The organism is Halomonas sp. BC04 (genome assembly GCF_000568385.1).
The window spans coordinates 1-5,616 of the sequence record NZ_AZQX01000412.1; the positions used below are offsets into that span (position 1 = coordinate 1).

Here is a 5,616-nt window from a genome sequence, read left to right on the forward strand (position 1 = left end):
GCGTCGGGCGCGACCCTCAACGCCGCGGCCCTGGCCATGCTGGCGAGCCAGGGGTTTGCCGAGTGCCGGTATTGCCGCGTCTGACGGTGGCCTTGATCTCCACCGGCGACGAGCTTGTTGAGCCCGGCGAGACTGCCTCGCCGGGGCAGGTCTACAATAGCAACCGGGTGATGCTGCAGGCGTTGCTCGAGCAGCAGGGCTGCGATGTGCTCGACCTGGGCATCATCGCCGATACGGCGGAGGCGCTGCACGAAGCCTTCACGGTAAGTCGCGACAGCGCCGACCTGGTGGTCTGTACCGGTGGCGTGTCGGTGGGTGAGGAGGATCATGTCCGGCCAGTGCTCGAGGCGCTGGGCGGGCTGGTGTTCCACGGCGTGGCGATGAAGCCGGGCAAGCCCTTCGCCTTCGGCTACCTGGACGATGGGTCGCCGGAAGGGGTGCCACTCATCGCCCTGCCGGGAAATCCGGTGGCTTCGCTGGTGGGGTGGCAGCTCCTGGCCAGGCCCTTCGTCCAGGGGTGCCAGGGGCGCACCGTCGGACCATTACAACAATTCAAGGTTCGTGCCGGTTTTTCGCGGCGCGGCAATCAGGCCCGACGTGAGCTGTTGCGCGTCGTGCTCGACTGGCAAGGTGGCCTTCCGGTAGCCTTTCTAGCTGGCGGGCAGGGGTCGCACATGCTGCGGGCAGCCAGCCAGGCACACGGCTATCTGATGATGGCCGCCGATACCGACGTGGAGGAAGGTCATGAATACCCCTATCTGCCCGCCGGACAGTTCGTCGACTGACCTGCTGTTCAAGCCCAAGCAACTGCGCGAGCTGGTCCACGGCGTGCCCTGGCTGGGCGAGCTCGACGATGACGAAGTCACTTCATTGCTGGAGGACTCCGAGCTGCGTGCGCTGAAGACCCGCGAATGGCTGTTCCGCCAGGATGCGCCGGCCCATTGGCTCTATATCGTCATCAACGGTGCCGTGCGCCTGGCCCGCTCCGCCGGGGATGGTCGCCTGGCCACCATTCGCTGCGTGGAGCGCGGGGGCACCCTGGGCGAGCTGAGCATGGTCTCCAGCGCCGGTGTCTACCTCTACTCGGCGGAAGCGCTGCGCCGTACCCATGTGCTGGCCATCCCGGCCCAGCGCTGTCGCGAGATCATGGATCGCCAGCCCGTCTGCCGCGCCGAATTCATGAGCCGTCTGGCCCTGGAACTGACCGAGCGTCTCGAGGACCTGGCCCTGCTGACCCAGGCAGATGCCATGTCGCGGCTGGTCAGCTACATTCTGCGTCAGTTGCCCGCCGGTCGCTCGAAGTCGCCGCGGGTGGTGCGCCTCTCCATTCCCAAGCGCTGGCTGGCCGCCCAGCTCGCCATGACGCCGGAGACCCTGTCGCGGCTATTGGCCAAGCTGCGTGACGGCGGTGTCATCAGCATCGACCGTCAGCGCCTGGTGGTGCTGGATGAGCAGAAGCTGCGTGACGCCATGCTGGCGGATGACTAGCTTGCGGCTGCCATAGCCCGGAAAGTCGCCGACCGCAGATACTTTCCAGCCTGGGAGCTACATGTCCCGAACCGTTAACAAACCCCGGGCCCTGGTCTACTCCTGCTCCGGTTGTTCCGACGTGGCCCAGCTCGCCAACGACGTGGCCCTGGCGCTCGACCACAGCAAGGTGGCGGAGATGTCCTGCATTGCCGGCGTGGGCGGTGGCGTGCCCGGCTGGTGAAGACCGCCCGCTCCGGTCGGCCCATCATCGCCATCGACGGCTGCCAGATGCACTGCGTGACCCACTGCCTGGCCAATGCCGGCGTCGCCCCCACCGAACATGTCCGGCTCTATGAGCAGGGCTTTCGCAAGCGGCGCGGCCAGACCTACAGCGAAGGCGAGGTCACTGCCGTGGCCGAACAGGTTGGCAGCCTGATTGCCCGGCTGCCCATGGACGCCACTGCCCATGTCGAAGCAAGAGTCGAGGAGAACCCATGAGCCTGGTCGACGGCTTCGGCCGCACCGTCCGCTACGTTCGCCTGTCGGTCACCGACCGCTGCGACTTCCGCTGCGTCTACTGCATGGCCGAGGAGATGACCTTCCTGCCTCGTGCCAGGTGCTCACCCTGGAGGAGATGGCCACCCTGTCCCGTGCCTTCGTCGAGCTGGGCGTGGAGAAGATTCGCCTGACCGGCGGCGAACCGCTGGTGCGCCGGGGCATAGAGGGCCTGGTGGCGGAGGTCGGTGCCCTCGACGGGTTGCGTGACTTCGCCATGACCACCAACGGCTCGGGACTCGCCAGGCACGCCCGGGCGCTGCGCGCCGGCGGCCTTAAGCGGCTCAATATCAGCCTCGACACCCTGGACCCCGGTCGCTTTCGCGAGCTGACCCGCACTGGCGACCTGGCCAAGGTCATCGATGGCATTCGTACCGCGTGCGATGCCGGTTTCGAGCGCATCAAGCTTAACGCCGTGATCCTCAAGGGGCGCAACGACGACGAGGTGCTCGACCTGGTCGACTTCGCCCGTGCCGAAGGCGTCGATATCAGCTTCATCGAGGAGATGCCCCTGGGCGAGGCCATTGGCCACGACCGTGCCGAGACCTTCTGCTCGAGCGACGAGGTGCGCGCCACCATCGAGTCGCGCCATGCCCTGGTGCCCACCACCGAAAACACCCTGGGGCCGTCGCGGTATTTTCGGATGAGCGACTCGGACATTCGGATTGGCTTCATTTCGCCCCACAGCCACAACTTCTGCGATGCCTGCAACCGGGTGCGAGTCACCGCCGAGGGCCGCCTGCTGCTGTGCCTGGGCAACGAGCACTCGGTGGACCTGCGTGCGGTGATGCGCCGTCACCCCGGCGATCTCGAACGGCTCAAGGCCGCCATCGTCGACGCCATGCAGAAGAAGCCGGAACGCCACCACTTCACCACCGACGGCGACGTGCAGGTGGTGCGCTTCATGAACATGACCGGGGGCTGAGGGCTATGCTTGTCACTTGGCCAGCCGCGCCGCCAGCATGGCAGGAGTGCAGCGATGAGAAGGAAGCGCAGTAGGTGATGGAAGACCACGAAGGCCGGGTCCACGTCCAGGGTGGCGGCCAGAAGCACGACCTCCGACAGCCGCCCGGCACGAAGGCGAGAAACAGCGCGGCCGTATCGTGGCCTGTCACCATAGTCATGGCTAGAGTCATGGCACCGGCCAGCAGCATGGTGATCAGCATGGCCACGAGGCCGTGAGCCAGCATGCCCAGGGTATCCCGTAGCTGGATACCGATGAAGTAGGCCCCCAGCGACGCACCGAGGAAAAACTGCACGGCAAGCAGGGTATCGGCCGGTAGCGCCATGCTCGGCCATTGAAGGAAATTCAGCAGGCCAACGCCAAGCATGGGGCCGAGCAGCGGCGGCTGGGGCAGGCGTCCGAGACGTGCCAGCCCCCATCCCAGGGCCGCGGTACCCAGGGTGAGTGTCATGGGGCCGAGTCTCGGCAGGCTCCAGTCCGCTGCCGCCGTGACTGCCGCGGACTCCTCATCGTGACCTGCCCCCGGGCCGAAGTAGATCAGCAGCAGGGGGACCAGATAGAGCACGACAACGATGCGGCTGATCTGGCCGAGCAGTACCTGCTGCGCGTTGGCACCGCTACGTGAGCAGGTCAGCAGTACCACCGATTGAGCCCCCGGCACGCCGGCGAACAGCGCGGTGACCCTGTCGAGGCCCGCCCGGCGCTGGAAATAGATCATGTTGGCCAGCGTGGTCATTCCCACCAGCACCAGCATGCCCGCCACGGTCAGTGGCCACTGGATCATCCGGCCCAGCAGTGTGGCATCGATCGACGCCCCCACCTGGATACCCAGCAGCACCAATGCGGCCTGGCGCAGCCAGGCCGGTGGCGAGTGCGACCAGCCCAGCAGGCTGGCCACGCTCATGGCGGTGAGGCTGCCCAGCAGCCACGGCAGGGGGAGGCCCAGCAGGCTGAATACCAGTACACCGGCTGCTGCGATCAACAGGGCAAGAAGCGTCACGGCTAGCGGCCGGTGTGATGTTCGTCGTTGCTGTCTTCGTTCTCAGGCTCCTGCTCGTGCGCCATGGCCTCCAGCCGTTCGGAGAAGCGCATCCGGTAGGAGAGCACCAGCACCAGCACGGCAATGCCCAGCAGTGTCAGGCTCAGGGGGCTGTTCAGCAGGCCGCCAACCCACTCGCCGCCGCTGATCATCACCGCCCGGCGCATGCTCTCCTCCAGCATCGGGGCAATCAGGAAGGTGATGATCAGCGGTGCTTCGGGTATGCCGAACTTGCGCATGCAGAAGCCGAAAAAGCCGAAGAAGAGCATGACCAGCACGTCGAAGGGGTTGCCCTGGGTGGCGAAGCTGCCAATCACCGCCAGTACCATGATGGTGGGTACCAGGACCGGCTTGGGCAGTGAACCCAGCTTGGCGTAGAAGAAGGCGAACCCACGCCCGATGACCAGATTGAAGAAGTTGGCCAGGATCAGGATGGTGAACAGCGCGTAGATGACGTCGGCATGCAGCTCGAACATCCGCGGACTGGGTGTGATGCCCTGCAGCAGCAGTGCCCCGCCGATCAGGCGGCCGTAGCGCTGCCGGGGATGCCGAAAGCGAGCAGTGGCACCAGGGTGGGGCCTGCGGTGGCATTATTGCCTGCCTCTGCCGCGGCTACCCCGCCCATGACCCCCGTACCGATCTTCTTGTGTGGCAGTAGCCGCTTGGCAATGCCATAGGCAAGAAAGGACGCCACTGTGGCCCCGAGCCCCGGCAGCATCCCGACGAAGCTGCCCACGCCGAGTCCGATACCCATCTCGCGCCAGTTGCTCAGGTATTCGCGGAACGTCAGCCCATCCTGCTTGCCGCTGAACAGGTCGTGCATCTTGCGCTCGACCCGGGTTCCCAGGCGGGATTCGTGCAGCAGCTCGACGCCCTGCTCGAGCATTCGACTCATGGCAAAGAGGCCGATGATCAGCGGCACCAGGCTGATACCGTCCCTCAGCCAGGCCAGGCCGAAGGTGTTACGCGAGGCCCCTCCGATGGGGTCGGTGCCCATCGTGCCGATATAGAGCCCGATGGCCGCGGCCAGCAGCCCCTTGGCGATATGTTTTCCCGACAAGGCACCCAGCAGGGCGATGGCCACCACCATCAGCCAGGTCCTCTCCGCAGGGCCGAACTGCAGGGCTGCCAATGCCATCATCGGTGCAATCAGGATGACCAGGACGTCGGAAAGTGTATCGGCCGTCACCGAGGAGTAGAGCGACGTCAGCAGCGCCTTGCGACCCTGGCCCTTCTGGGTCATGCGGTAGCCGTCGAATACCGTGGCGGCGGAGTCGGGTGCGCCCGGTGTGGCAAAGCTGATCGCCGAAATGGAACCGCCGAAGAGCGCACCCTTGTAGAGGCCGATGACCAGACCCAAGCGCCGGTGATGTCCAGCGTGAAGGTCAGTGGCAGCATCAAGGCTACCCCGGTGGAGGTGGTGAGCCCGGGTATGGCACCCAGGCCGACCCCGACGAAGACACCGATGGTCAGCCACATCAAGGTGTTCCAGTTGAGCACCAGGGACAACGCGTCAATGAACGCCTCGGGTTGAAACATGGCGATGCTCCGAAACGGGCGGGCTAGGCTACAGGAAAGGCACGATGTC

3 protein-coding genes and 4 pseudogenes are annotated in these 5,616 nt (G+C 65.7%); 5 read left to right on the top strand and 2 right to left on the bottom strand.

Features of this window, described 5'->3' with window-relative positions; genetic code table 11:
- The 4 genes and pseudogenes from Q427_RS27410 to moaA all read left to right on the top strand — a co-directional run.
- A partial coding sequence (locus tag Q427_RS27410) for a molybdopterin molybdotransferase MoeA (RefSeq protein ID WP_231613960.1) occupies window positions 1-785 on the top strand: 785 nt, incomplete at its 5' end.
- Window positions 745-1,488 carry a Crp/Fnr family transcriptional regulator gene (locus Q427_RS27415; RefSeq protein ID WP_043518738.1) on the top strand — a complete coding sequence of 248 codons (744 nt, stop codon included), beginning with the start codon at window positions 745-747 and terminating at the stop codon, window positions 1,486-1,488. The genes Q427_RS27410 and Q427_RS27415, both read left to right, overlap by 41 nt.
- Before the next feature lie 61 nt (window positions 1,489-1,549).
- Window positions 1,550-1,968 (top strand): annotated as a pseudogene (locus Q427_RS27420) (putative zinc-binding protein).
- Window positions 1,965-2,950, top strand: a pseudogene (gene moaA, locus Q427_RS27425) (GTP 3',8-cyclase MoaA). The pseudogenes Q427_RS27420 and moaA overlap by 4 nt, the downstream one beginning before the upstream one ends.
- A gap of 86 nt (window positions 2,951-3,036) precedes the next feature.
- Here the strand turns inward: moaA and Q427_RS27430 are convergent.
- Together Q427_RS27430 and Q427_RS37250 are read right to left on the bottom strand one after the other, a co-directional pair.
- Window positions 3,037-3,989: pseudogene (locus Q427_RS27430) on the bottom strand (AbrB family transcriptional regulator); the annotation flags it as partial.
- Between the two features lie 2 nt (window positions 3,990-3,991).
- A pseudogene (locus Q427_RS37250) lies at window positions 3,992-5,471 on the bottom strand (tripartite tricarboxylate transporter permease).
- Between Q427_RS37250 and Q427_RS32875 the strand changes: the two are divergent.
- Window positions 5,398-5,562, top strand: coding sequence for a hypothetical protein (locus Q427_RS32875; protein ID WP_197030849.1), 165 nt, complete (start codon window positions 5,398-5,400; stop codon window positions 5,560-5,562). The pseudogene Q427_RS37250 and the gene Q427_RS32875 sit on opposite strands and share 74 nt — an antisense overlap.
- Window positions 5,563-5,616: the final 54 nt, after the last annotated feature.

Excerpts from the sequence above, each read along its gene's own strand:
- Q427_RS27415 (WP_043518738.1), top strand. The coding sequence starts at position 745 with ATGAATACCCCTATCTGCCCGCCGGACAGTTCGTCGACTGACCTGCTG.
- Q427_RS32875 (WP_197030849.1), top strand. The coding sequence starts at position 5,398 with ATGTCCAGCGTGAAGGTCAGTGGCAGCATCAAGGCTACCCCGGTGGAG.